We start from the raw sequence: 26,448 nt of genomic DNA, 5'->3' as shown, positions 1-26,448 counted from the left end.
CTGTCAATCACTCTTGGGTAATACTGTCTTCAAGCGTGAGGCGATCCGTTCTGGGATCTGACGCTCTACCGCTTGAACAGCCTGTTCTATTGCTGCTGTAAACGCGTTTTCATTTGCGCCACCATGGCTCTTAATGACGATACCGCGTAATCCTAACAGAGAAGCACCGTTATACTGGTCGGGGTTCATGTGTCCAAAACGCTTAATTAGCCGCTTTTGTAACCACTTCTTCAATAATTTCATCCACCACGACGTTTTTTTATTTTCGGTAGTAGAAGATTTAATCAATGAAAGGAAAACTCGGATAACACCTTCCATCGTTTTAAGGGAGACATTACCTGCGAAGCCGTCACACACCAAAACATCGGTTTTGCCTGTCAGTAATTCATTACCTTCAACATAACCAATATAGTTAATATTAGGTGTCGCCTTAAGTGCAGTGGCGGCTTCGCGGATATTATCTAATCCCTTACTCTCTTCTTCACCAACATTCAAAAGCGCAACTTTTGGTGAATCAATTCCTGCTATTTCTTCGGCCATTACTGCGCCCATCACTGCAAATTGCACCAACATTTTGCTATCACAGTTGACGTTAGCCCCTAAATCAAGAACAACTGTCTTACTTTTTTTCTGATTAGGTAATACAGAAACTAAAGCAGGTCGTTCAATTCCATCAATAGAACTAAGACGAAGTTTTGCTAAACCCATCAACACACCGGTATTACCTGCGCTCACACACGCCTGTGCGTCTCCTGTTTTTACCAGATCAAGTGCCACTCGCATTGAGGTGCCTTTACTTGCTCTAATGGCTTGTGAAGGTTTAGCATCATTGGCGACAATATGTTCAGCGGGTATAATTTGTAAACGGGAGATTAGCTCGGCATTTTGATTTGCAAGCAAAGGAGATATTGAATCTGGTTGACCTACCAGCAATATTTTTAAATGAGGATTAGATGCCAGCGCCCGCAAACAAGCAGGCACTGTGATACGAGGACCGAAGTCCCCGCCCATCGCATCTAACGCTATGGTTAGATTTGTCAAGGTATCAACGAGCTATAAAGCTAATTACTTGTTGATAACCTTGCGGCCACGGTAGTAACCGTCAGCAGTTACATGGTGACGCAGGTGAGTTTCACCAGTAGTTTTGTCAACAGAAACTTGAGTTGCTGTCAGCGCGTCATGAGAACGACGCATACCACGTTTAGAACGAGTTGGTTTGTTTTGTTGTACGGCCATTGACCTTACTCCTTAGTACTTTTCTTTAAACTGGCTAATACGGCAAATGGATTCGGTTTCTCTGATAATTCCTCAGGGAGTTCACCGAAAACCTGTTCCGCGTCGGACACTTCACAGTGTTCAAAATCATGTACCGGAACCACCGGCAAGTTGAGGATTATTTCATCTTCAATCATTGCCAGCAAATTTATTTCACCAAATTCGTCTACGTCGACTGGCTCATACTCTTCCGGTAATGCCTCAGCCCGCTCATCACTGACAACAGGGCTAAAACAATATGTTGAGTGAACATGGTACGGATAATGACCGCCACAACGTTGACACTCTAAAGTCACATCCACATCGGAATGTCCTTTAATAACTGCCAAACGTTGATGGTCAATATCGAAAGATAAAGTCACATCAATATCACTGTTCACACTGACCACCGATTCAGCTACGCGGCTAACCTGCTCAGGAGAATAATGACCGTTATAGTCTAATTTCTTCTGGGCTGTTCGCAGCGCATCAATGGTCAGGGGTAATTTTACCTTTTGCATAAGGCGCGCATATTATCTTTGTAATGGAATATAGTCAAAGAAAAAGGCGGGTTATCTACACCTTTCCACCAAAATTCGCTTTATCAGCGGCGCATAGTTTAGAATGTCAGGCATCATTTTGCTACGGATTTTAAAAAAAATATGTTGCCACTCATTCTTGCGTCTACTTCACCCTTTCGAGCTCAGTTGCTGAAAAAGCTTGGAATACCCTTTATACAGGCATCTCCAGAGGTTGACGAAACACCTAAGCCCACAGAGTGCGCACAAGATCTTGTCACCCGCTTATCCTATGAAAAAGCTAGCGCTTTACAAGTAAAATTTCCTCATCACTTAATTATTGGCTCTGATCAAGTCTGTGTACTTAATAAAAATATCACTGGTAAGCCACTTAATTTTGATAATGCCTTTACGCAATTAAAACAAGCATCGGGTCAATGTGTCTCTTTTTATACCGGATTAACGCTATATAATAGTCTGACGTTACAACATCAAACGCATTGCGAATTATTCCAAGTTTATTTTCGCTGCTTAACTGATGATGAAATTATCGGCTATTTAAATAAAGAAATGCCTTTTTATTGCGCTGGGAGTTTTAAATCTGAGGGTTTAGGGATTACACTATTTGATAAATTGGTGGGTGACGACCCTAATTCTTTAATTGGATTGCCTCTTATCCAGTTGAATAAAATGTTACTTTCGCAAGGAATAAACCCCTTACTTTTTACAGATAATCAGAAATAACTTTGATCATCTTATTTTTTTAAATTTTTGTAGCGATAAAACTTATCATGAATAAATTAATCTCTGTGTTAGCCGCTCTTATTCTCGCCACCGGCCTTTCTGGTTGTTCTGATGAAAAAGAAGACACCTCAGAATTTCAAAAAAACTTTGTTAATAGTTGTGTTTTAGGATCTGGAATTTCTGATCAAACATTAATTCCTAAAATCACAGAAGTTTGTGGTTGTACTTATACCAACATTATCAAAGAGCGTGGAATTGCAGAATTTATTCGTGTTGATACTGAAATGAGAAAAGACTCGAATAAAGGTGTGCCTAAAGAGTGGAATATTGATGCGATTGTTGAACAATGCATGACAAACTTAGAAAGCTAAATCTCGCTTAACCCATTGAACTAAAACATATTATTTGACACATGCGCCCAGATTTTGGGCGCATGTTATTTTATTCGCAATATCTAAATTTAAGATTTGGTTTTACGTAACATCAATAAACATTGACGTAATTTGTTATCCATTGGCGCTTCAATTCGCATTTGCTCACCCGTAGATGGATGCGTAAAAGTCAGTGAGCTTGCGTGTAAAAATAGACGATTTAACTTTGTTGATGCTAATTGAGCATCAAACTCGCGATCACCATAGCGGTCATCAAAAGCAATAGGATGACCTGCATGTAATGCATGAACACGGATTTGATGCGTTCTACCCGTAACTGGACTCGCTTTTACTAAAGTTGCAAATTCAAAGCGCTCTTCTATTTTAAAACGGGTTTCGGAAGGCTTCCCTTCACTACTCACTTTCACCACTCGCTCACCACTTTGCAAAATATTTTTTAATAGCGGTGCTTGAATAACTTTAGTATGAGACTGCCATTCACCTCTCACTAGCGCCAAATAATCTTTTTGCATCTGTTTTAAACGTAATTGCTCATGCAGCGCACGTAACGCAGAACGTTTTTTCGCGATTAACAACACACCCGATGTATCTCTATCAAGACGATGCACAAGTTCTAAAAATCTCGCCTCAGGACGCAATGCACGTAATCCTTCAATAACACCAAAACTTAATCCACTTCCGCCATGCACTGCCGTGCCTGAAGGTTTATTGATAAGCATAAGGTGCTCATCTTCATAAAGAATACACTCAGTTAATGCAGCAACCTTACCTAACTTTGGTGAAACCGCAATTTCTTCTTTTTCAGATACTCTAACCGGCGGAATACGAATAATATCCCCAGCATTGAGTTTATATTCAGGTTTAATCCGCCCTTTATTTGCCCGAACCTCGCCTTTACGAATAATTCGGTAAATCATACTTTTTGGTACACCTTTTAAGCGTGCCAGTAAAAAATTGTCGATACGCTGGCCTGCTTCATCGCCATCAATGGTGACGAACTGAACTTGATTAAATGATTTCATAGTGGCGATTCTTGGACTCTCTTAAAATAAAAATAACAAATAACTTAATGGTGCACAAAATAACATCAATTCTGTCTTCTATTTTAACCTGATTAATGGGAAAAAGACGAAACATTAGCTAATCTCTCATATTTATACAGAAAAAGTCACCAAAGCGGAAAAGTCATCTTGCTATAACCCTAACACCAATGGAATAATGCAGAGTCTCCTGATTATGTTTATCAGGTATATTTATGAAAATTTTGTTTGTTTGATATTCAAAATGCAGCAATGGCGTAAGACATAGTCGAATATCAAACAATTTAGTATGCCACAAATACATCGCTTACTGAGTTGGAACAGTACGTTTCAATTAAAGAGTGCTGAATTTTAGAACTGAAAATCAGACTCACCGACATATTGCATCTCTATACAATCGACAACCGTGAGGTTGGCGCCTTTGTAAAAGACACGAGGTCATCGGTTATCAGTAGTGTAATTACGTATGTTAGTGGCAGATTATAAAACGTGAAAATAACGAGTAAGTCACAATATGAAAAGAATGCTAATTAACGCGACTCAACAGGAAGAGTTGCGTGTTGCCCTTGTGGATGGGCAACGCTTGTACGATCTGGATATCGAAAGCCCCGGTCATGAACAAAAGAAAGCTAACATCTATAAAGGTAAAATCACTCGAATTGAACCCAGCTTAGAAGCCGCTTTCGTTGATTATGGTGCGGAGCGTCATGGTTTCCTTCCTATCAAAGAAATTGCCCGCGAATATTTTCCTAGTAATTATCACTCTCATGGTCGTCCTAACATCAAAGATGTCTTAAAAGAAGGCCAAGAAGTTATTGTACAAGTGGATAAAGAAGAGCGCGGCAACAAAGGGGCAGCATTAACCACGTTTATCAGCCTTGCAGGTAGTTATTTAGTATTAATGCCAAATAACCCACGTGCAGGTGGTATTTCTCGTCGTATCGAAGGAGAAGACCGTACTGAGCTGAAAGAAGCGTTATCAAGTCTTGAAATTCCAGATGGAATGGGTCTTATTGTTCGTACTGCTGGTGTCGGAAAATCAGCAGAAGCGCTACAACAAGACTTAAGCTATCGTTTGAGACATTGGGATGCTATCAAGAAGGCTGCAGAGAACCGTCCTGCACCTTTCCTCATTCACCAAGAAAGTAACGTAATCGTTCGCGCATTCCGCGATTATCTACGTCCAGATATTGGTGAGATCTTAATTGATAACGCAAAAGTAGTGGAAATGGCTCGTAGCCATATCGAAGCGATTGGTCGGGGTGATTTTGCTAGCAAAATTCGCCATTACACCGGCGCGGTTCCGCTGTTTAGTCATTATCAAATCGAATCACAAATCGAATCTGCATTTCAGCGTGAAGTACGCTTACCTTCTGGTGGTGCATTAGTTATTGATACCACCGAGGCATTAACTGCTATCGATATTAACTCATCGCGTTCAACTCGCGGTGGTGACATCGAAGAGACAGCGTTTAATACCAACTTAGAAGCAGCAGATGAAATTGCACGCCAATTACGTTTACGTGACCTTGGCGGATTAATCGTTATCGACTTTATCGATATGACTCCGGTTCGTCATCAGCGTGAAGTTGAAAACAGAATGCGTGAAGCCGTTCGTCAAGATCGCGCTCGTATTCAAATTGGTCGAATCTCTCGCTTTGGCCTGTTAGAGATGTCTCGTCAGCGCTTAAGTCCTTCATTAGGTGAATCTAGCCACCACGTTTGCCCTCGTTGCTTAGGCACAGGAACTATTCGTGATAATGAATCACTCTCACTTTCAGTACTTCGTCTAATTGAAGAAGAAGCGCTAAAAGAAAATACCCATGAAGTTCATGCGATAGTGCCAGTTCAAATTGCCTCTTACTTGCTTAACGAAAAACGTAAAGCAGTAACAGATATTGAACTACGTCAATCAAATGTAAAAGTGGTTATTGTTCCAAACGACCAAATGCAAACGCCACATTTCTCTGTTATTCGTGTGCGCAAAGGTGAAGAAATCACTTCTCTTAGTTATAACTTGGCTTCATTCCATGAAAGCCAGTTAAGTGAAGCTGAAGATGAAGTCGTGGTTGAGCGTAAAACACCCGAGCAACCTGCTATTTCTGCATTTGCTTTGCAACCAGAAAGCACAACAGAAGTTGTTAGTAAGACCAAAGCACCTTCTGCGCCAGCAAAATCGGCTGAATCAGAAAAAACCGAAGACTCAGGTTTCTTCGCGTGTATTACGAAATTCTTCTCTAACTTGTTTGCTAGCAAACCAGAGCCTGTTGTTGAGCCTGAAAAACCACAAGAAAACAAAAGAGAGAATAATAACGACAACCGTCGTGAACGTCGTAATAACAATAATCGTCGCAATAATAACAATCGTCGAGATCGTGATAACGACCGTACTCGCGATAATGAGCGTAATCGTGATAACGAACGCAATCGCGATAACGCAACTAATGCAAATAACGAAGAAAACCGTAAAAACCGCAATCAAAAAACACCAAATACTTCAACTGAAGCGATGAGTGAACAAGAGATTGCAGAACGCGAAGCGCGCCGTCAGCAACGCCGAGAACAACGTGCAGAGCAACGTCGTCGCCAAGAAGAAAAACGCCAACAGCAACAAGAAGCAGCTAAAGCGCAAGCAGCACAAACAGAAACAAGTGATGAAATCGCTGCAAATAAAGATGATGCAGAGAAAAAAGAGGAAGTACGACGTCCTGTAATGCAACGCCGTACTCGTCGTCAATTAACTCAATCTATTCGTGTTACCGATGCCGAGAGTACCACTGCGCTTCCTGTTGTTGCCGCATCACCAGTTCCTGTGGTAGATAAAGCAATTTCTGAAGCACCTGTTGTTCAAAGTACGCCAAAAACAGTGACTGCTGAGAAAGAGCAATCACCTAAAGCGATAGCAACTAGTAAAGCAGACAACAATGATGCACAAGCACCAAAAGCATCATTAGATACAGCAAAACAGCAAGATGAAGAGAAACAAGACGACAACAATACACAACAAGATAATGTGATGCCGCGTCGCTCTCGTCGTTCTCCTCGTCATTTGCGTGTTAGTGGACAACGTCGCCGTCGTTATCGTGATGAACGCACACTGACCTCATCACCTGTTCCGTTAACAATGGCTGTTGCATCACCAGAATTAGCATCTGGTAAAGTGTGGATCCGTTATCCTGTAACGCCAATCAGTGATGAGCAATTTGTTGATAATAATGCAACAAATAACTTTGTTTCTCATGCTGAGCCACCTGTTATCGCGATCACACCAGAAGCAACTGATTCCATTGTGACTGAAATTGCACAATCGAAGCAAACACAGGCAACACTTGCGATCACAGTAAGCCAAGAAACGGCGCCAGCAACAGACGCTGTTGCTGAAATTATTGCTGTTGAAGCGCAACCGCGTATTGAAGAGAAATCAGAAACAACAGCAATTATCAATACTGTTGTTGATGAAATTAATACCCAAGAAAGTGTTACTCGTAAAGAAAACATTTCTGCGGTCTTAAATACGACTGAAGCTTATATGCATGAAGCATCACAGCAAGCCGAAACTTCAGAAACTGAAGAACCTGCTGTTGAACATGCAAAAGAAACTGAAGTAACACAACGTGAAGAAAGCCAACCCGCTATTACAGATAATAATGCTGATGTTCAGCCGATGGTTGAAACTATCACAGACACAACCACTGAAGATGCAGTAGAAACAGTTGTTGAGCCTGTTACTGAAGCCATTGTGAACAATGTAGTTGAACCTACGACGACTGAACATAATGAAGTAGTGACTGAGCAAAACCAATGTGAAGAAAAGGCAGGAGCTGCACCAGTGACACCTGTTGCTAATGTAGAAATTCTGCACAATCTCCAATTGGTGCGTCAATTACATGCAAGCTCGCCAATGACAAAAGCGGCTGCCTCTAATGAAACTGCGGTAGCAATTGAGGTTAAAGCTTGGGAAGCGCGCCCTGCTTTTGAAAAGCAAGGCCGTAGTGGTGCGGGTGGACATAGTGCAACCAACCACGCTTCTTCTGCAATGGCTAAAGCAGAAAGTAAAAACGAAGAGTAATAAATAAAATATTTTATTGAATTACGACTAATAAAGAACCCGCTTAATCGCGGGTTCTTTTATTTCACAATCAGAATATCTGCAAGATATATCTTTTAAAAATCAAACCGTTTTATATTAATAAATACCATAAAAAAAGCCCCTGAATATTCAGAGGCCTTAAGTTTACTGTCTAATATAATTAGTCTTTTATACTAGGGATATTTTTCATTTCACCCATCGCTTTTAATTGCTTAGACAATTCACGACGTTCTTTGGATAAGTCTGCATTTTTGATGATATAGTCATCTACGCGATCTTCATAGTCGCTACGCATATTAGCAATAATACCTAGCACATCCTCTATCGACATACCTGGTTTAATATATTCACTTAAGTTGTCTAATAAAAGAACACGTTTTTGGTTATCACGGATCTTCTTCTCATTGTCAGTGATCTCACGACGGATTTTGTTTTTACGACGAAACATACGCACAAACTCCAGTACGTTTTGGAAAGACGGCTTGCTTGCGTTATCCATTTCCTGCACCTTTACAATTGATATTTAAGATAAATAGTTCTGTTTAAGATTATCGCTTAATCGTGTCAATAAACAAGTAAAGTTTACAATATTAATTGATTTCATTTAATAAACAGCTAATTAGCTCAATGGTATCATTTAAATATAGTCAATAATATTAACCCCGTAAACTGCCTATGCCTTTATCTCACACAATAAAAAATACACCAGAGGATCATCACAAAAAATCTATCGCACGCCACCGTTTTTCAATACCAATTTTATAAAGCAATTCAGCTATTGAGAGATCAGACTCAGACTGGTATTTCAAAAAGAAAATATTGATAAAATAGAAGGTCGGATGCACCTTGTTTGAATGGCTACTGCTTACCAAGCGTTACATTGCTTTTAATAAAAATTTATCATTAAGTTGGCTTCTTCTTTTATTATTTTGATTGGTGTTACTCATAATGACGCTTAAAAAAACACCCTGCTAGCAGATTGCTCACAGGGTGATGCTGTTCATTTCATTTCATTTACTATCAGAATGCGCTAACCGTAGAAAACGAACAAGCATAAATTCAAACAGAAAATACAATACTAATTAAACTGGCTGAGCTTTATTTGATGATAACTCTTTTTTTGCTGTTTCACCCGGTAATGTCTTATCATCCGCACGTAAACAAATAGCGGACATTAACGTTGTACCAATTACAATGCATCCCATCACCATATAAGTTGGTGCAAAGCCATAATGGTCATATCCATAACCCGCTAATGGGGATAATAAGGTTGCAACAATAGAACTAACACATTGGAAACCAACTAAATAAAGTGTTGAAGATAAACGTTTATCAAAGTGTTGGCTGTTATATTTAAAGATTGAAATTAATAAAATAGGTAACTCAACTGCATGTAGTAATTTCATACATGAAATCATTACGGGTCCTTCGACTACCCCTGAACCAATAATACGCGCCGCCATAACACTACTTGCAAGTAATAAACCGTTTTTTGCACCAATTTTATTGACTACAAATGGAGCAATAAACATGCCGCCTGCTTCTAAGAATACCTGTAATGAATTCAGATACCCGTACATCTCATTACCTTGTTGTAAGGTTGCAAACTGCGATGAAAAGAAAACAGGAAACTGCTGATCATAAACGCCATAGACACAAGTACCAATCACAAATAATATCAGTGCCCAAAAGCGTGGCAATGAAAGTAAATTTAGCGCATCTTTTACTGTGATTGCCGAGGTCTTTCCATGTTCTAATTGATTAAATGCGTCTGATTTTCCTGTTTTTAATAATGTTAAAAGAATTAAAAAAACCACACCGGAAATAGAAGCCATTACAAAATTGTAATTAGGATCGATATTAATATTATGACCTGCAATAAATGTTGCAGAGGCCCAACCTAAAGATCCCCACATTCTTGCTCTGCCATACTCAAAACCACGAATGCGACTTACACGCTCTGTATATGACTCTAATACGCCTATCCCCGCATTAAAAGTCATACCTATATATAAACCACCTAAAATTGAGCCAACAAAAATATTCCAACGTAATATAGAGGCAAACCCAAGGAAAAATGGCCCAGAAAGGATCAGCAATACCGCAATAACTAATAATAAATTTTTTCTTAATCCTAACTTATCCTGAATAAAGCCATACAGAGGTTGAGCACATAAGGCGATAAGAGAAATTGCAGAGAATATTAAACCAGTATCTGTTGCTCTTAATCCAACATATTGGTTTAACCAGATAGAGACTAATGAAAATGATGAAGACCACGTAAAAAAGAAGAAAAATAGCAATGCACTTAAAATGGCATAGTATTTCTTAGCGTCTTTGTTCATGGTTAAGCCCTTATAGAATTATTTCATTATCAAATGTTAACGTTAACTTTGAGGGTAACAAACAAAATCGTTGGCATTATGTGATATAAGACACAAAAGTTAACGTTAACAATTTAGGTAATGTGCGTTAGATCTACTTTTATCATACGCGATACAATGATGTATTTAAACGTACAGATTAACATCATATCTCTCCCACTTTATTTATTGAAATTTTTCTTAAACCGCTCTCTTACACTATCAAGGCATTTCATGTTTCTTTGAATATGGTTTACCATGACAAGATATTAAATTGACGTTGCCAGTAAGCCATACATTTATACTTAATGATGTACTAAAAATCATTTGGTTAGGCTAAATATGCCAGCAAAAAAATCAATTAAAACTAATTCAACACTTTATGCATCATGCAAAATGATGTGTTAAGCAGATAAAATTACGGTAGGAAACCTTGTCTAACTCAGCGAAAACGCCCACATTCTATATTCACGATTACGAAACTTTTGGTAAGCACCCTGCAATGGATCGCCCAGCTCAATTTGCGGGTGTAAGAACCGATATGAACTTTAATATTATCGAAGATCCTCTCGTTATTTATTGCCAACCTAATGATGATTATCTTCCTCAACCAGAGGCCGTAATGATAACGGGGATAACGCCTCAAATAGCACTAAAAAATGGGGTAAACGAAGCCGAATTTACACGCCAAATTCATCAAGCATTTAGCCAACCTAATAGCTGTATTATGGGTTACAACAATCTGCGTTTTGATGACGAAGTTACTCGTAATATTCTCTATCGTAATTTTTACGATCCTTATGCTTATAGCTGGCAAAAAGGTAATTCACGTTGGGATTTACTTGATGTTTTACGTGCTTGTTATGCATTACGCCCTGAAGGTATTATTTGGCCTGAAAACGATGACGGATTTCCAAGTTTTAGATTAGAGCTATTAACTAAAGCAAATGGTATTTCCCATGAAAATGCCCATGACGCAATGTCTGATGTTTATGCCACTATTGCTATGGCAAAAAAATTAAAACAAGCACAACCTCGTATGTTTGATTACTTTTTCAACCTACGAGATAAACGTAAAGTACAAGCTTTAATTGATATTCCAGCCATGACGCCAATTGTTCATGTATCAGGCATGTTTGGTGCGGCTCGTTCTAATTTAAGTCTGGTAGCCCCTCTTGCTTGGCATTCCGATAATCGTAATGCTGTTATTGTTTGCGATTTATCTGCGGATATATCACCGTTATTAACTTTATCATCAGATCAATTACGCGAGCGTTTATATACACCTCGAAAAGAATTATCTACTGACGAACCACCAGTACCAATAAAATTACTGCATATAAATAAATGCCCTATCGTCGCGCCGCAAAATACGCTGCGAACGCAAGATGCAGATAGAATTGGTTTAGACGTTGATCAATGTTTAAAGAATCAGGCGCTATTATTCTCTCATCCAGAAATACGCAATAAAGTTGTTGAGATATTTACTGAACAAACACCATTTGCGGTTTCTGATAATGTTGATTCGCAGTTATATAATGGTTTTTTTAGTGATAATGATCGCAGTGCAATGGATATTATTCGTACAACACCACCTCAAAATTTACCTGCTTTAGATTTAACATTTGAAGATGCAAGAATGGAACCGCTATTTTTCCGTTATCGTGCAAGAAATTATCCTTCAACATTAAATTATAATGAACAACAACGCTGGTTAGCACATAGAAAAGAGATGTTAACACCTGAAAAATTAACTGACTATTTCAACACTATTCAGTTATTAGCTGAAGAACATAGTGATAATGAAGAGAAATTAAAACAACTTCATGCGCTTTATTTATATGCACAAGAAATTGCAAGTTAACCAATTTAATAACTGAAAAAGGCAGAGTAATCCTGCCTTTTCAGTTATTCAGACTATCAAATAAATTAAATTATTTTTCTATTTCGTTATCAGCGTGAGTTTGCTCACAACCACACTCACCACCCCAATATTTTAATTTTGATGTTTTACCAATTCCCGGATTCATACTATTGGTTGGATCATTATGCTGATAAAACGCCTTTAATTGTGGTTTAGCATGATACATATGTCCTACGTTATGCTCTGCGGGATATTCAGCACCACGTTTATCCAATAATTCTAGCATTTGGGCTTTTAGTGCCTTGGCATCAACACCTTTTTTAATAATATAATCTTGATGCATAACATGACACATAAAATGTCCGCAATAGAGTTTAAACAATAATTTACTCTCTATTTCTGGTGGTAATTTTTCAAACCACTCTCTATCATTGCGACGCAATGCAATATCTAAAGGTAAAACATCCTCTACCTCATTGACATGAACCGCATGATAACGAACAGCAGCGCCGGCAGCAGCAAAGCGATGTAAAAAGGCTTTATTTCCCTCTTCTTCTGTGCATTCAAAATAATCGCCAGAAGCTTGTTTAAAATATTCTTTTAAATAAGTTGATGCCTCATCAATACCACCATCTGCCATTCTTAACATCAAGTGATGCTCATATTTATCGCGAAAATCAGTCATTCGTGCAGGTAAATGCGAGGGCCATAATTTACTCATTAACTGCATTGTTCTATCAACCATATTTTTAGGTAAAAATGGCACTTTATTTAATACAGCATCAAATCGCCCTTTAATTGCAAAAAGGGTTGGCATTTTATCAGTACCTAATTTATCGATAACAAGAAAAGTGTCTTTTCCATAAACTTCTGCCATTTCATAATAACTTCTGTGCATATACTCACCGGCTACAGGGAGTGTTTTAAAGTTACTCAAAATATGACGACGAATATCTTCTAACTCATCAGGATTATTAGTACCAATATAGAATACTTGAGTACGATGATCAGCTGGGAATGTATCTAATCGCACAGCAAAAACAGACAGTTTTCCTGCGCTTCCTGCGGCATCATATAGGCGTCGCTCATCGTTATTAAAACGAGAAGGTGTATCTGCATCAACATCACGCACTCGCTCATGGTATTCATGATCTGAAGCCAGTTTTTCTGTAGCATGAATTTGTTTTGCATGATAATGGCGATTATCAAGATTAGTTAAAATCTCTTCAGGTGTTTCACCTAAATCTATTCCTAAATGATTAACTAATTCAGCTTCACCTTTTTCATTTACACGAGCATAAAGCGATAATTCAGTATATGCAGGACCACGACGAACCAAAGCGCCACCTGAGTTATTACAAATGCCACCAATAACAGAAGCACCAATACAAGAAGAACCAATAACGGAATGAGGCTCACGGCCAAGTGGCTTTAAGACTTTCTCTAAATGCCATAATGTACTACCAGGAAAAGCAATAACTTGGTTATGTTCTGAGAGCACTTGAATTTTATCTTGGCGCAAAGTGCTGATAATAACAATGTCTCGGTCATAATCATCACCATTAGGTGTTGAACCTTCTGTTAACCCAGTATTTGCCGCTTGCATAATAATAATCTTATCGGCTTCAACACAGGCTTTAAATACGCGCCACTGTTCTAGTAAAGAACTTGGAAATACAACAGCTAATGCCTTACCCTGCCCTGAACGAAAGCCTTTGCGATATCGCTCGGTTTTATGTGCTTGTGTTAGTACTTGTTTTTTCCCGACGATGCCTTCTAACTTACGAATAAAATGTTGGTTAGCGGAGCTGTTACTCTCATTCATATTCCCTGCCCTATTCCTGTCTTGTCTGATTAATCTTCTATTTTATCAGCCTCTATTTTTGTTCAAGATAAAACTGATGAAATATAAGCCTGTCATCAATATAACCATTTTTACACCACGATAAGCAAGCCCTAGAAAATTTGTATCTTTATTTTATTAAAAAATTTCTTTTTATGCGGTAAATAACCATAAATTTTAGTGAGGTCTATATGGGTAAAAAAATAAATCTAACCTATTCTTATTTTATAATTTCTTATTAATACTTTATTACATTGTTAATTTTTCTATCGCTAACTGATTCCATGCTTGGCAACTACGGCTTTGATAACTGTTTTTATTATTTGCTAATGCTAATTGATAAGAAAGTACTGGCTCAATAACAGGGATCGCGACCAAATTTTCTAATGAGCTTTTATTACACATACTACTTGGTAATAAAGTCACCCCAACGCCTGCTTTTACCATAGCAATAATTAAATCCAAATGATTACTTCGCCCAGCAATAATAGGTTCTGCATTATAAATACCACATGCACTATGTACTAAATCATTAATACGATAATCTTCTGAAAAAAAGACAAAAGGCTCAGTAATAAGATCTTTAAAATGCACTTCTTTTTTTATTACTAAAGGGTGACTATCACTCATTAATAACATTAAACAATCTTCAGAAAATATGGTTAATTCAAAAGCACTATCATTAAAAGGTAAAACAACGGCCGCGGTTTCAACACTTCCCTCTCGCATCGCTTCTGCCATCTGCTTTGTACCTAATTCAAAAATCTTAAGTTCAACCTGTGGATGAGAAGAACTAAATGCCATAATAATATCAGCAAAATAAGTAGATGCTATAACCGGAGGTAATCCAACATTTAATATTCCGGTCAATGGTCCTGTCTTATCATGTAATGCTTTATTCATACTATTAAATTGTGCAATTATTTGTTTAGCATGCTCAAATAAGATAGCACCATCATCGGTTAATTTGACTCCATTTACTTCTCTTACCAATAAAATAACGCCAAGCTCCTCTTCTAATTTTTTAATACTACGACTAATCTCGGGTTGTGTAACAAATAAAGAATCTGCTGCTCGGCTAAAACCATTTAATTGAACAACCTCAACAAAATAGCGCAATGCACGTATATCCATCATTAATACTTCCCTATTACTTTTTGTTATAGCCTTAATGATAATAAACCATTTCCTATAAAAAGGGATCCACGATAAAACTTAAGCACATTATAGAAACTTCACTAATATATAGTAGACGATTGTTTAGGAATATCTGGAGATTATATGAATAATAGCGTTATAGAGCACCTACTAAGCCGATTATATGACTTAGGAATAAGAGATATCTTTGGTGTCGCTGGAGATTATGCATTTCCCATAGAAGATGCAATATGTAATGGTAATTCAATGCGTTGGATTGGAAATTGTAATGAATTAAATGCTGCATATGCTGCTGATGGTTATGCCCGCATTAAAGGAATGGCAGCATTATCAACAACATTTGGTGTGGGCGAATTAAGTGCCATTAATGCTATTGCTGGCTCTTATGCAGAGAACTTACCTATTTTTCATCTAGTGGGAATGCCTGCAAGCGGTGTACAAAAAAGTAAACGCCTAGTTCATCATACTTTAGGCGATGGTGATTTTGATGTTTTTTATCAATTAGGTCAGCGTTTAGCTTGTGCTCACACTATTATGACGCCTGAAAATTGTGTCACAGAAACCGAACGGTTAATTACTTGCGCATTAAAAGAACGACGTCCTGTTTATATTGGTTTACCTTCTGATTATGCTTTAATGCCTATACAAGAAAATAGAGATAATCTATCTCTTACAAAACAGAAAAGTAATAAAGAAACCTTAGATAAAGCAGTAGATGCAATTAAAGAAAAGCTTATACAAAGCAATAATATTTGTGTACTCCCTGGTATTTTATCAAAACGTTTGGGTTTTGCAGATAAAGTCCAATCTTTTATTAATAAAACAGGCTTGCCTTATGCGACTATGTTTATGGATAAAAGTATTTTAAGCGAGTCAAATCCACATTATGTTGGTATGTATGATGGAAAATTAATGACTCCCAAAGTCAGAGAATTTGTAGAAAATAGTGAATATGTGCTTGGTATAGGCGCAATGATGACAGATTTTAATACCGGTAGTTTCACAGCAAAGATTGCTCCAGAAAAATTCATTAACATCATGCCTGAACATGTTGAAATAGATTCTACAATCTATGACTCTATTTATATGGAAGATGTATTATCAAGATTAGAATTAATCTTACCTTATAAAGATTATAATCTGATAAAAGTAGAAGGCCTTGGCGAACCAGTATTATCTGATAAAGGTGAAATTACTGCTCAGTATCTTTACCCTTGTTTAGAAAAATTCTTTCAGCCTAATGATATTATTATTGCAGAAACAGGCACTTCTTCAATGGGGCTTGGCTTTGCACTATTACCAGAAGGCGCTCAGTTTCATAATCAAACTTTATGGGGATCTATTGGTTGGGCAACACCCGCTGCATTTGGTGCTGCATTAGCTGTTCCAGAACGCCGTATCATTTTAATAACAGGTGAAGGCTCGCATCAATTAACAGTGCAAGAAATTAGTCAATTTGCACGTTTCGGATTAAAGCCAATTATTTTAGTACTTAATAATGATGGCTATTTAATTGAGCGATTACTTTGTAATTATCCTGAAGCTTATTATAACGACCTAGCACAATGGAATTATCATGAATTACCTAAAGCCTTTGGTGCTAAAGATTGGTATTGCGAAAAAGTAACCACCATTGGGCAGTTAGACAACGCGCTGAAAACAGCTGGATCTGTAAATACTGCATCTTATATTGAAATAGTAACAGGAAGATATGAAGCTTCTGATTTAGCACAAAAGCTAAAAGAATCTAAAGATTCATTATATTCATTTTAAAGTAAATAATTAAATAACACTTAAAAAATCAAATTTATTAGGCTATAAAGCCTAGCTATCGTTTTATTATTTTTTAGCTGGGCTTTATTAACATGAAAAAATAACACAAAGAAATATAAATAAATTTATAATACTATAGCTTTATTATAAATATAGTTTGTTTAAATTAGAAATAATTTATTTTAAATTTTAATATGAAATATATTAATGAACATTTATTTTTATAATTTTTTAATCGTGTTTTATTTAATTTAATTGCCTGTCATCGTACCGGCAGCTTGAGCAGCAGCATTTTACCTTGGGCTAATGCAGACTGGCATTAATAAAGCCATGTACGATGGTGTGTTAAATATCACTTTCAACACTGTTGTCTTAGATTTTTTTTCGTATATTTGTTCATCAAATAAATGAGCCATACATAGTTTAAACAATCTGTATAAATTACAATTTCTGATTCAGATAAACGAACGTCAAATAAAGTGACATCCGCTTCCGATATATAATTTATTTTTAGAATACCCATTCTACCACCTCGCATAATCAGAAAATGTCTCTTTAAACTCATTTGTTTTTTCATTACAAGGCCAACTCCATCTTCCATCTCTGATACGTTGAGCGGTATTTTTGCCACTATTTTTGCATGATATGACCACCTCACCATCAAGTTCGACTAGATGTACTCTTCCATCATTAGCTTTAACAGCCCAACGCCCATTATCTGCACGAGAATATTAGAAGATCTCGATTTATGAATATCGTTATTAACTAAAAACCTTATTTAGTCATTAATTTATTTAAATAACAGAGGTTCACCACGGTCCCCCCTTATGGCAAATAAAAATAATAAATAATGAGTTATTTATAAAAAAGGGAAAATAAAGGAATAAATAGAAGATAAAAAAATGGCCTCATTTCTGAAGCCATTTATCTCTGATTTGCGCGTTTTTAATTCACGATTATTTCTCTGGCATTTGTGGCATTGGACGACGGAAGCGTCGAGTGATCCAGACCATATAGAGTAAACCTATAGCACCCCAAATGAGTCCTAATTCCATAGAACCAGGTTCAAGGTTTATCCATAAAACACCTACTGTCGCAGCACCAATAATTGGTAATATTAAAAAGTTAATATTGTCCATAATGCCTTTATTACGACGTTCACGAATATAGAATTGTGAAATAACCGATAAATTCACAAACGTAAAGGCAACCAGCGCACCAAAATTAATTAATGCCGTTGCGGTAACTAAATCAAAGAATACCGCGCCTAACGCTAAGAAACCGACTAATAATACGTTAAATGCTGGTGTACGCCATTTTGGATGAACATAACCAAAGGTTTTTTCAGGGAAAACACCATCACGCCCCATGACATAAAGTAAACGTGAAACCCCTGCATGAGCCGCCATACCTGAAGCCAGTACAGTAACGCATGAGAACACTAAAATAATGGACTGGAACAGAGCCCCAGCAACATACAACATTATTTCTGGTTGTGATTCATCTGGTTTTTCAAAACGCGAAATATCAGGAAAATAAAGTTGTAAGAAATAAGATACAACGATAAAGATTAATCCACCAATCAGCGCCGTTAAGAAAATCGCTTTAGGAATAACATTACCTGCATTCGGAGTCTCTTCTGACAATGTGCTAATACCATCAAAACCTAAGAATGAGAAACAAAGTATTGTTGCCCCGGTTATCATTGGTATTAATTCAGCATCAACTGACGCAAACGGGCGAATAGTCCATAACTCCCCTGCACCTTCTCCGTTATGTACGCCATGGATCAGTAACCCAACAAAAACCACTATCACTGCAACTTGTACAATAACAATAATGGTATTTAAGTTAGCAACAACGTTAATACCGCGTAAGTTAAAGAACGTCATTAATGCGACTAAAACAAACACAAAGATCCACGGATCAACGCCTGGGAATATTGCCTGCAAATAGATTTTTGCCAGTAAGATGTTAATCATTGGCATAAATAAATAGTCTAATAAAGAAGACCAACCCACCATAAAACCAACATATGGACTCATGGATTTTTGTGCATAAGTATATGCCGAACCCGCTGAAGGAAAACGCTTAACTAATTTTCCGTAGCTTACTGCTGTAAATAAAATAGCAATTAATGCAATAGCATAAGATGTCGCAACATGACCATTAGTAATGCCAGAAACAATACCAAAGGTATCGAAAATAGTCATAGGCTGTAAGAAAGCAAGCCCCATCATGACTACCTGCATAAGAGTCAATGTTTTGCGTAACTGAACTCGGTTATTAACACCAGTTTGATTGGTGCCGATAGAGGAGATGACGTTATCTGACATGAGCGAAACCTCCCATAACTTCGGACTGAGTTTTAGATAAACTCATCCGACAGTTACTGGGAAGACTTCGCATCTGCCTATAAACAGAATAGAAAGAATTTTTTGAGGATGTGAATGTATTTTGGAGACGCCATGCTCCGTAGTCATCATTACCGCAGGTGCCGTTAGGCGCGACTGCGAAAGAGAATAATTGTACCATATTAGCATTCCTCTATCATGACAACCCTTTCTCTAAGGGGCTGGCTGCTAATCAAATTATGTTATCTATTCAGACTAAAAAAAGTCTGACCTCTAGGTGTAGTAATAAGTAAAAATGCAAAAAAAAACCGATGCAATTTAAACGCATCAGTCATATTTTTAGTGGGCGCATTTTGCACGCCTCAGAGTGAAATAGCAATAGATTTTCATGAAAAAATCACCTTTTTTTATGATCTTTTTAAACATTAAACTTAATCAACATCTAATGTTACATTTTATTGACATAATTAATCCTTTCATCACAAAAATTAAGATAATTTGAATATCTAAATCATTAACTCAATTTCAAAAATATAACCACAACCAATTGATGTATAAAGGATAGATCGTAATAAATAATAAGAAAAATTAAAAAACAATCTAAATGAGATATTTAAAATGCATTAATAAGATTAATGCTATTAAATTGTAAATTTAATCATTTTACTCTCCAAAAAATAATTATTTTTTAGAAATCTGTTGTTTTTTAATAACCTATTTTAAAATTTTCAGGAAAAATAGAATAAAAACATGCTAAATAGTTAAATAAATAAGTAGAAACCGCACTATTTACCAATAAAAAAACTAAAAGTTTGCTGCTTAATTGTACTAAATATAGTTATCTCTTATTACGTTTTCCAGTATTAATTTTCATCAATTCAGAACAAAAAAAGGCTCCATAAAAATGGAGCCTTAATGACACAACCTGAGGATATTACTATTTAAAAAATACTATCTTAAAAGTACGCTATTAGAAGTTATAGTTTAGACCAATGTTATAACGACGACCTTCTAATGTTGTATTAAAGTTTTCATAATTAATACGACGATCTAATACGTTATAAACACCACCAATGACATTTAATTGTTTGGTTAAGCTGTAGCTCGTTCCAATATCAACAAATGCATAGGATGGAGTGCCTGAAGCCATGCTGGTACGTGATAGATAATCCGATGTTTTACCACGGAAATTAATACGTGCCCATGTTGCCATTTCTGGTGTGGTTTCCCAGTTTAAGGTTGCATTTGCCATATGACGAGGCTGCTTATTCAATGGCTTACCACTAAAGTTTCCACTCTTTTGTTCAGAATCAGTAAAGGTGTAGTTAGCCGCTAAATTCCATTCTGGTGTGATAGTCCAGTTACCTGTAACTTCAACACCGCGCATATTGGCTTTATCTACGTTTTCACGCGTACTAATAAAGTCATATTGATGTCCATATCCCTGCTCTTTGGTACAAACAGGTAACGTACCTTTGTCATCACAAATACGGCGTTCAGTTATTTTATCTTTAAAATCAGTATTATAAACCGTAACACTGGCTGTTAAGTTATCACGGTTATCCCAAATAATGCCAATTTCTTCGGTCACTGATTTTTCTGGTTTTAGATCTGGATTACCATAAATGACTGCATTACCACCAGAGCCGCCTGTGGCTTGTCCCCATGTTTTGGTCGCTTGACGTAGGTCTGGTGAACGATAGCCTGTAGAAACACCACCTTTTAACGTCCATTCATCAGCCATATGCCAAACACCGTAAACTCGTGGTGTCCAATGCGTACCGTATTTTTCGTCTTTATCCATACGTAAACCACCCGTTAATGCGAAGTCATTGGTGATAGCCCACTCGTCTTCTGCAAATAACGCCCAACTATAACGATCTAATTTACTACCGTTATCTAAGTGATTATTACTATCTTTTAATTCTTCAAAGCGATACTGAGCACCAACACTTAAAGTATGAGTATCCAACATGAATACGGTTTGATTACGAATTGTCGTATCGTTGTATTCCATTTTGCGACTTGGATTATTATTCTCATCACGTTGGATATAAGTATTCGTTGTACCAAAATCATAAATCCCATCATGGGTTAATGCGTAATGAGTTAACTCATATTTACTAAAATAACTGCTTTTAGATTTACGAGAGCGCTCTGAAGCTGAATAATCCCAACGAGCATCACGATGTTGATTATCCTTTTTAAATTCAAAATCTATCGTATTTTTCTCATCTGGTGTCCAGCTTAATGTACCACCACCACTTGCTGTAATTTGGCGATTATAACCATCAGCAAATTTATCTTCACCACGATGTGAATATTGACCTTGAACTTTTAAGCCTAAAAGATTTTCAATTAGTGGCCCCGCAGCATAGAAGCTACCTTGCCCAGTATTACCTGAGTTTTGACGTTCAGTTAATGTGGTATCAGCACGTAAACTAAAGTTCCACTCTTTCTGCGCTTTACGAGTGATAATATTGATAACACCGCCCATTGCATCAGAACCATATAAAGAAGACATTGGCCCACGTACAACTTCAATACGTTCGATAGCCGGTAATGGCGGTAACCACCCCTGCTCTATCCCTGCGTTATCACTATTAGGACGCGTTTCACGCGATGCTACACGCTTACCATCAACTAAGATCATGGTATATTTAGCATCCATACCACGAATACTAATATCTGAGCTACTACCACCGCCTGTCACTAATACACCCGGTACATCTTTTAGGGCATCAGTAACATCGCGATAAGCTTTAGTTTCTAATTGTTCACGTGTCACAACAGAAACCGATGCCGGTGCATCTTCTACGGTTTGTTTAAAACCAGAAGCCGTCGTTACAAGAAGTCTTTCTGTATTTTCTGCTGATGCAGTCATTACAAAACTTGTTGCAATTGCAGCAATAACACTCAGCGCGATTTTATTTTTATTTAACACTACCATTCCCGACTCTCCAAGAATATATATTCTGTAAGTTATATAGATGGATATACCGACAATTGCTCGACAATAAGGGGAATAAAATTAATTACCCTTGGTTATTTTAATATTATTTTTATATCCCTATTTATTACTTCCCTATATTTACTGCTTTATTTTTACTTCTCTATTTTCTTCACTAATCCATCAATAATAATTTGAGGAACTCCTTGTGAACAATATTCCAATCTGCCTTTAACACCATATACATCAGCAAGGCTTTCTGGCGTTATCACTTCGCCAGGTTTACCCTGAGCAATTAATTGCCCTTGTTTTAGCATTAATATATGTTCACCATGACGTAGTGCGATATTTATATCGTGGACAACGACAACCGTAATAATATTTCGATGATGTGTTTCTTTTGCCACTAAATCCATTACGTGATATTGATAATTAAGATCTAGCGCACTTAACGGCTCATCCAATAACAATAACGAAGGCTGCCTTATTAATGATTGAGCGAGTCCGACTAATTGTTTTTGCCCACCGGATAATTGATCTAAATAGCGTAATGCTAAATGTTCAATACCTAACTGACGTAATAAATTCATTACTTCAGCTTCGCTATGCTCATTATGTAATCCACCAGAAGCGCGTTGGGCAACAATAATGGATTCTAATACATGTAAATGCACACCAGCAGGTAAAGTTTGTGGTAAATAAACCACGTTTTGAGCCCGTTCGGCAAAATTCATTGTGCCAAGATTATTGCCATCTAAACTTACTGTGCCTGATGATTTATTTAATCCTGCTAATGCTCTTAATAATGTCGATTTCCCACTGCCATTAGGCCCTAATAATACCGTGACTTTACCTTTTGGTAATGGCGCAACATTAAGCGAATTAATAATGATATGTTTAGCGTAACCGGCGCTAAAGTTTTGTATTTGCAATCCTTCAATCATTATATATTTCCTCTATGACGTAAAATCATACTGAGGAAAAATGGTACACCCACTAATGATGTCACAATGCCAACAGGAATAATTACACCTGGTATTAGGTTTTTAGACGCAATAGAGGCTAAAGATAAAACTAACGCCCCCACTAATGCGCTTGCTGGTAGATAAAAACGATGATCTTCACCAAACATCATACGAGCAATATGAGGTGCAACTAAGCCAATAAACGCAATAGGCCCAACAAATGCAACCGCAAGCGCCGTTAAAATACTAATGCGTAACAGCGAGCCTAATCTTAAGCGTTTAACATCAATACCAAAGCTAATCGCTCTATCTTCACCTAAGCGCAATGCGGTTAATTTCCATGAACTCATCCATGAAATCGTCATAATAATGGCAAAAGCCCCTGCCATTACCCCTAGTTTTATCCATGTTGCTCGCGCTAAGCTGCCCATTGTCCAAAAAACTAAACCTTGTAACGTGTCTTCTGTGGCAATAAATTGCATCATTGAAACCAGTGCATTAAAAGTAAATACCATGGCGATACCAAACAACACTACGCCAGAGGTGGGTACTTTTGTCCAACGTGTAATACCGTCTAATAGTAACGCTGATAATAAAGCAAAAATAAATGCATTCGCAGAGATAAGCCATTGATCTGGAATACCCGGAATACCAATACCTAAAACGATAGCCAATGCAGCACCAAATGAAGCTGCGTTAGATAACCCCAGCGTAAATGGGCTCGCTAATGGGTTATTTAAAATAGTTTGCATTTCTGCACCTGCTAACCCAAGAGACATACCAACCACAACCGCCATTAAGGCGTAAGGTAAACGGATATCCCACACAATCACTCTTGAACCTGCATCAACCAAACTAGGCTGAAACAGTGTTGTTAGCAGTTTTTCTAACGATAGCCCTGAAGGCCCCATGGTAAAGTCGATAACAACAGAACCACAAATGATTAAAACAATCACACCCAGCCATAACACACGCTTATTCATCATTTGGCGATAGTGCGCTTTGACATATTCAGAAGCGTTTTTTTCACGCTCCTCAACAGTTAGCGGCTCTGAAAGAAGGCTCATATTACTTGTTGTACCTATTATTTTTGTTCTGTTTTTTAGCTTTTACTTGCGGGTTAAAAAAGCAAAAAGCTATCGTACAACTCGTTAATTGTTTTTTAAGAGCAAAAAAAACGTTATTTATGCAAGATGATGCATTCAACAAAAAACTAAGTCGCCAAAATATTATACGGTGAATTATATCTGCTGTATAAATTATTATATGACGAAGAGTTATTTGTAAATTGAACGCAGTTGTAGCGGTGGTTAAAAAACACAGGCTCGCGATATCAAGAGAAATAGATTGACTATTTATCGGATTATTTCTTATAGCGTTTGTCGTTACTTGATTTGTATTAAACATTTCGCCTACAACCAATAGCACCATCATCACATGATTATGTGAATAAATTATGTAAATAGATTCTTCGCTAACAATAAAGCAAATAAGAATACTTATCAATGCGATTACTAATTTAAATCTATTTTTTATGTGATTTGCGCAATTAGTTGATTAAAAAATAAAAAAAACGCCTGATTTTATGTGATCTAAATCACAAATCAGGCGTTTTATAACTTAATTTAATAAAACTAAATTAGATTACTTTTTATTCTCAATATGTGTTGGAAATTCCATTTCGCTATAACGAATAAAGCGTGTTTTCTTCACAATCTTATAAGAGAACCAAATCAGTAAGAATAATGGAATACCAATATAGGTTGCAATTGCACCATACCAATCAATGGTATCCGCTAAAAAGGCCTGATAATTTTGCCCTAATGTAATAATTAAACACAATACAAAAGCAAAGATAGGCCCAATTGGGAAAAAGCCCGAGCGATAGGGTAAGTCATTTAAATCACGACCTTGAGATACATAACCTTTACGGAAACGGTAATGACTAATCGCAATACCTAACCATGCAATAAAGCCTGTCATACCTGAGGTATTTAATAACCATAGATAAACAGTTTGGTTACCATACATTGAACTTAAAAAACATAATCCGGCAACAACAGTTGTGGCATAAAGCGCATTACGTGGCACACCATTTTTGGATAATTTACCAAAGAATTTTGGTGCTTTACCTTCTCTTGCTAGGGTAAATAACATACGCGTTGAGGCGTACATTCCCGAGTTACCAGCAGAAAGTACCGCAGTAAGAATAACTGCATTCATAATTGCCGCAGCAGAAAGTAATCCTGCATTTTGGAATACTAACGTAAATGGACTTACACTAATATCGCCAACATCATTACGCAGCAAGTTAGGATCTGTATAAGGAATGATTAAGCTAATAATTAAAATAGCAAAAATATAAAATAATAAGATACGCCAAAACACTTTACGCACTGCTTTGGGAATGTTTTTAGCCGGATCCTTAGATTCACCCGCCGCGATACCAATTAACTCAGTACCTTGGAATGAGAAACCAACAATCATTGCCACACCAATCATCGCCGCAAATCCACCAGCAAAAGGTGCATCACCAATTTCCCAATTGTGCCAACCCGCGTTCTCTGCCCCCTTCATTATTCCGGTTATCATCGCAATACCGACAATAATAAAGATGATGACTGTAGTGACTTTAATTAACGAGAACCAGTATTCTGCTTCACCAAAACCTTTTACCGAAATATAGTTAAGCAGAAAGATAACGCCAAGGAAAAGCGCGCTCCAGATCCAGCCATCGATGTCAGGGAACCAATAAAGCATCACTAATTGCGCAGCAACAAGGTCAACCGCAATTGTTACCGCCCAGTTATACCAATAGTTCCATCCCAATGCGAAACCAAAACCTTCTTCAACATATTTAGAACCATAAGTTGAAAAAGAACCTGAAACTGGCATAAATGCAGCCAATTCACCAAGGCTCGTCATCAAAAAATAAACCATCAGCCCAATTAATGCATAGGAGAGTAATGCTCCACCAGGGCCAGCTTGTGCAACAGTCGCACCTGATGCGACAAAAAGCCCTGTACCAATTGAACCACCAATAGCGATCATCGCTAAATGTCGCGCCTTTAACTCTCGACGCAAAGTACGTACTGCGCCCGAATTGGCCGCACCATTTTGTTGTTCTGACATATCATTCC

General features: G+C 37.3%; 19 protein-coding genes. 5 read left to right on the top strand and 14 right to left on the bottom strand.

Going from position 1 to position 26,448, the window contains the following annotated elements:
• Positions 1 to 3: 3 nt before the first annotated feature.
• Genes plsX through yceD form a run of 3 tightly spaced genes read right to left on the bottom strand, consistent with a single transcriptional unit; the run spans position 4 to position 1,775 of the window.
• The gene (gene plsX / locus M997_RS08120; RefSeq protein WP_074379344.1) at positions 4 to 1,041 is read right to left on the bottom strand and encodes a phosphate acyltransferase PlsX; all 1,038 of its coding nucleotides are present in this window, start codon (positions 1,039 to 1,041) and stop codon (positions 4 to 6) included.
• 24 nt (positions 1,042 to 1,065) lie between these two features.
• On the bottom strand, positions 1,066 to 1,236 hold the full coding sequence (gene rpmF / locus M997_RS08115) for a 50S ribosomal protein L32 (RefSeq protein WP_064719612.1): 171 nt from the start codon (positions 1,234 to 1,236) through the stop codon (positions 1,066 to 1,068).
• A gap of 5 nt (positions 1,237 to 1,241) precedes the next feature.
• Entirely contained in the window at positions 1,242 to 1,775 is a 534-nt protein-coding gene (gene yceD / locus M997_RS08110) for a 23S rRNA accumulation protein YceD (protein ID WP_064719611.1), read from the bottom strand.
• A gap of 141 nt (positions 1,776 to 1,916) precedes the next feature.
• Between yceD and M997_RS08105 the strand changes: the two genes are divergently transcribed.
• Together M997_RS08105 and M997_RS08100 are read left to right on the top strand one after the other, a co-directional pair.
• Positions 1,917 to 2,516: a Maf family protein gene (locus tag M997_RS08105; protein WP_064719610.1), complete on the top strand. Its 600-nt coding sequence runs from the start codon at positions 1,917 to 1,919 to the stop codon at positions 2,514 to 2,516.
• Between the two features lie 47 nt (positions 2,517 to 2,563).
• Complete coding sequence (locus M997_RS08100; protein ID WP_064719609.1) at positions 2,564 to 2,887, top strand: lipoprotein; 324 nt, start codon at positions 2,564 to 2,566, stop codon at positions 2,885 to 2,887.
• 89 nt (positions 2,888 to 2,976) lie between these two features.
• On the opposite strand, the gene rluC is transcribed toward M997_RS08100, so the two are convergent.
• Positions 2,977 to 3,930: a 23S rRNA pseudouridine(955/2504/2580) synthase RluC gene (rluC, locus tag M997_RS08095; RefSeq protein ID WP_064719608.1), complete on the bottom strand. Its 954-nt coding sequence runs from the start codon at positions 3,928 to 3,930 to the stop codon at positions 2,977 to 2,979.
• A 532-nt stretch (positions 3,931 to 4,462) separates the two neighbouring features.
• Here rluC and rne point away from each other — a divergent pair.
• Positions 4,463 to 8,017, top strand: a complete 3,555-nt coding sequence (gene rne, locus M997_RS08090) for a ribonuclease E (protein ID WP_064719607.1) — start codon at positions 4,463 to 4,465, stop codon at positions 8,015 to 8,017.
• 181 nt (positions 8,018 to 8,198) lie between these two features.
• Here rne and tmaR read toward each other — a convergent pair whose 3' ends face one another.
• The gene (gene tmaR / locus M997_RS08085) at positions 8,199 to 8,537 is read right to left on the bottom strand and encodes a PTS system regulator TmaR (RefSeq protein ID WP_064719606.1); all 339 of its coding nucleotides are present in this window, start codon (positions 8,535 to 8,537) and stop codon (positions 8,199 to 8,201) included.
• Between the two features lie 583 nt (positions 8,538 to 9,120).
• A complete protein-coding gene (locus M997_RS08080; RefSeq protein WP_064719605.1) occupies positions 9,121 to 10,383 on the bottom strand; it encodes an MFS transporter in 1,263 nt (420 codons plus the stop codon).
• A gap of 451 nt (positions 10,384 to 10,834) precedes the next feature.
• On the opposite strand from M997_RS08080, the gene sbcB reads away from it, so the two are divergent.
• Positions 10,835 to 12,265: an exodeoxyribonuclease I gene (gene sbcB / locus M997_RS08075; RefSeq protein ID WP_064719603.1), complete on the top strand. Its 1,431-nt coding sequence runs from the start codon at positions 10,835 to 10,837 to the stop codon at positions 12,263 to 12,265.
• A gap of 70 nt (positions 12,266 to 12,335) precedes the next feature.
• On the opposite strand, the gene dld is transcribed toward sbcB, so the two are convergent.
• Together dld and M997_RS08065 are read right to left on the bottom strand one after the other, a co-directional pair.
• Positions 12,336 to 14,090, bottom strand: a complete 1,755-nt coding sequence (gene dld, locus M997_RS08070; protein WP_064719601.1) for a D-lactate dehydrogenase — start codon at positions 14,088 to 14,090, stop codon at positions 12,336 to 12,338.
• 267 nt (positions 14,091 to 14,357) lie between these two features.
• Positions 14,358 to 15,242, bottom strand: a complete 885-nt coding sequence (locus M997_RS08065; RefSeq protein WP_064719804.1) for a LysR family transcriptional regulator — start codon at positions 15,240 to 15,242, stop codon at positions 14,358 to 14,360.
• Between the two features lie 147 nt (positions 15,243 to 15,389).
• Between M997_RS08065 and M997_RS08060 the strand changes: the two genes are divergently transcribed.
• Positions 15,390 to 17,039 carry an alpha-keto acid decarboxylase family protein gene (locus M997_RS08060; protein ID WP_064719600.1) on the top strand — a complete coding sequence of 550 codons (1,650 nt, stop codon included), beginning with the start codon at positions 15,390 to 15,392 and terminating at the stop codon, positions 17,037 to 17,039.
• Between the two features lie 956 nt (positions 17,040 to 17,995).
• Here the strand turns inward: M997_RS08060 and M997_RS08050 are convergent.
• The 6 genes from M997_RS08050 to M997_RS08020 all read right to left on the bottom strand — a co-directional run bounded on the left by M997_RS08050 (position 17,996) and on the right by M997_RS08020 (position 26,440).
• Positions 17,996 to 19,375 (bottom strand): APC family permease, encoded by a 1,380-nt coding sequence (locus M997_RS08050; RefSeq protein ID WP_064719596.1) that lies wholly within the window; start codon positions 19,373 to 19,375, stop codon positions 17,996 to 17,998.
• Entirely contained in the window at positions 19,365 to 19,574 is a 210-nt protein-coding gene (locus M997_RS17715) for a hypothetical protein (protein WP_064719594.1), read from the bottom strand. The genes M997_RS08050 and M997_RS17715 overlap by 11 nt, the downstream gene beginning before the upstream one ends.
• A 789-nt stretch (positions 19,575 to 20,363) precedes the next feature.
• Complete coding sequence (locus M997_RS08040) at positions 20,364 to 22,343, bottom strand: ligand-gated channel protein (RefSeq protein WP_064719592.1); 1,980 nt, start codon at positions 22,341 to 22,343, stop codon at positions 20,364 to 20,366.
• 155 nt (positions 22,344 to 22,498) lie between these two features.
• Entirely contained in the window at positions 22,499 to 23,287 is a 789-nt protein-coding gene (locus M997_RS08035) for an ABC transporter ATP-binding protein (protein WP_064719591.1), read from the bottom strand.
• Positions 23,287 to 24,294, bottom strand: a complete 1,008-nt coding sequence (locus M997_RS08030; protein WP_420874840.1) for a FecCD family ABC transporter permease — start codon at positions 24,292 to 24,294, stop codon at positions 23,287 to 23,289. The genes M997_RS08035 and M997_RS08030 overlap by 1 nt, the downstream gene beginning before the upstream one ends.
• Positions 24,295 to 24,952: 658 nt before the next feature.
• Positions 24,953 to 26,440, bottom strand: a complete 1,488-nt coding sequence (locus M997_RS08020) for an amino acid permease (RefSeq protein ID WP_064719588.1) — start codon at positions 26,438 to 26,440, stop codon at positions 24,953 to 24,955.
• Positions 26,441 to 26,448: the final 8 nt, after the last annotated feature.

Source organism: Proteus hauseri ATCC 700826 (genome assembly GCF_001654965.1).
Classification (GTDB): domain Bacteria; phylum Pseudomonadota; class Gammaproteobacteria; order Enterobacterales; family Enterobacteriaceae; genus Proteus; species Proteus hauseri.
The sequence above is the reverse complement of the archived record's forward strand: the minus strand, read 5'-3'. Positions and strand labels throughout refer to the sequence as shown.